This window comes from Bacteroides caecigallinarum (genome assembly GCF_016901995.1).
Lineage (GTDB): Bacteria > Bacteroidota > Bacteroidia > Bacteroidales > Bacteroidaceae > Phocaeicola > Phocaeicola cellulolyticus.
On the sequence record NZ_JACJLE010000107.1, the window covers coordinates 1 to 2,235 of the forward strand.

At 30.8% G+C, this 2,235-nt stretch carries 2 protein-coding genes; one reads left to right on the forward strand and one right to left on the reverse strand.

What is annotated here, in order from left to right; translation table 11 throughout:
- Window positions 1–216, reverse strand: a 216-nt coding sequence (locus H6A61_RS15100; protein WP_204394719.1) for a carboxypeptidase-like regulatory domain-containing protein, incomplete at its 3' end; no start/stop codon positions are given.
- Window positions 217–526: 310 nt separating this feature from the next.
- Here H6A61_RS15100 and H6A61_RS15105 point away from each other — a divergent pair.
- Complete coding sequence (locus H6A61_RS15105; RefSeq protein ID WP_204394721.1) at window positions 527–1,693, forward strand: site-specific integrase; 1,167 nt, start codon at window positions 527–529, stop codon at window positions 1,691–1,693.
- Window positions 1,694–2,235: the final 542 nt, after the last annotated feature.

A 2,235-nucleotide genomic window follows, 5' to 3' on the forward strand; every position in this document is an offset into this window, starting at 1 on the left:
AGTTCCGGCCGAACTTGGAACGTTAGTAATAGTGAAATTACCATCAATATCAGTTACAGTACCAACCTGAGTACCTTTAACCAATACAGATGCGCCCACTACAGGTAAACCATCCTCGTGAGAAGTAACAGTACCTGTTACCTTAGAGACCTGAGCGTTTACCAGACCTATACCAATAAACAGGCAGGTCATTAACAGCATCAATTTTCTTTTCATAAAAATCTCTCTTAAAGTTTAACTTTACATTAATAAAAATTTGTTCTCTCTAACAGGTCGCAAAAGTAATAATAAAATCTGAATATTTTTCTCTTTTTTTAAGCAAAAAGTCGTCATTCCCTGCTTTTTAACACTTAAATTGACAAATTTCTTCTAAAAAAGCAAACGATTACATGTTTTACATCATAAAAAAAGCATTTTGATAGTAATCTGATGTTTTATTACAATTCGATACTTAATAATATCACTTATTTTATTCCTTGAAAGATTATATGTCACTATATTCATTATTTATAAATCAAAAAGTATTATGCAGAAAATTTGTTTTAAACTAGTTCTTAATCGTGAAAATAACCTAAATGCAAATTCTATGGCTATGGTGGAAATAGAAGCAAAGCTACTTTCCAACAAAATTTACTTACCTACAAATGTATTCCTTAAACCTAAGTATTGGAATGTCAGGAAACAGGAAGTAATGCCTTCGCACCCTAATCATGAGTTGTTAAATAGGTTTTTGGAAGAACATTTACTAAAATTAGAGTGGAAAGAACTTCAGATGTGGAAAAATAATACTCCACTTACACTTGAGCAATTAATCAATACCGATATTGAGAATACTAATATAAATGATGGAGCATTTATAGATTTTTGTAAAGGATATATTAATACCAGCAGAAAAAGAGATAGTACAAAAAAGAATCTTATGACAACTGTAAAACTCATAAACATATTTGACTCTGGTACGTCTTTTAGAAGTATAACATATGAATACATAATGGAATTTGAGAAGTTTCTGACTTCAAGAAATTATAAAATTAATACTATTATCAAACACATCAAGCATTTAAGAAGTTTTTATAATGAAGCAATAAACCAAAAATTAATAAAAACCGATGAAGACGCATTTAGAAGATACAAAATGTTAAAAGGTGAGTCGAAATATACATTTCTTCTGCCTGAAGAGCTTCATAAACTGGAAACTTTGTCATTATGTGGAAAAAATAGAAAAATGCTGCATACGCTAGACGCCTTTCTATTCTGTTGTTATACGGGACTAAGATATTCAGACTTCTGTTCGTTAACTAAAGAAAATCTAATCAATATTGATAATAAATTATGGTTAATGTATAAATCTGTAAAAACAGAAGTCGAAACCAGATTACCATTATATCTTCTTTTTAATGGCAAGGCAATGTCTATATTAAAAAGGTATAGTTGCGACATAGGTTCTTTTTTTAAAATAAATTCAAATTCAAGTATTGACAAGGAACTAAAGAGAATAAAAATGTTGGCAGGTATTAGTACACATATTTCATTTCATACTGCCAGACATACAAATGCCACTTTACTTGTATATAAAGGTGTAAACATTACTACTGTACAGAAATTATTGGGACATAAGAATATTCGTACTACCCAGCATTATGCAGACATTCTTCCGCAAGGTATTGTGAATGATCTGGAAAAAAATGCTTGAAGATATTATTGGATCAATGTTTAATACAATACAGGAAACTATCAAAGTCTTGGTGTAGATTATTATATAATAAGGTATAGTCAATATTGTGAATGTCTCTTTACATGTCAACCTGGTCAGGAATCACAACACAAACTGACAACTAAATTCAGTACATTTCAAGCGTGCGTACATTCGACTTAAAGCGTACGCACGTTCGATTTAAAACGTGCGCACGCTTTACTTGAAACATGCCCACGTTTTTTTCGATGTACGAGAATGTATGAAAACGTACAATAACGGTCGAATACCCTATGTTTTCTTATAGGTTTGTCTGCCTCCCTGATATTAGTTTTCTTATACAAAACAGAATGTAAAATTGAATGTAATACTGATATTTTTAGTATAGCTAATAAAAATAGGATATTTATATAAAGATTTATGGAACAAGCGAAAGTTCGGCCGGAACTCTAGTTATTTCGTTCATCGGAATGAAAACACAGGAGGTGGATATTAAACCGGTAGTAAAAGTATCACTTCATTCTGATACAGAGGTGCTGGAT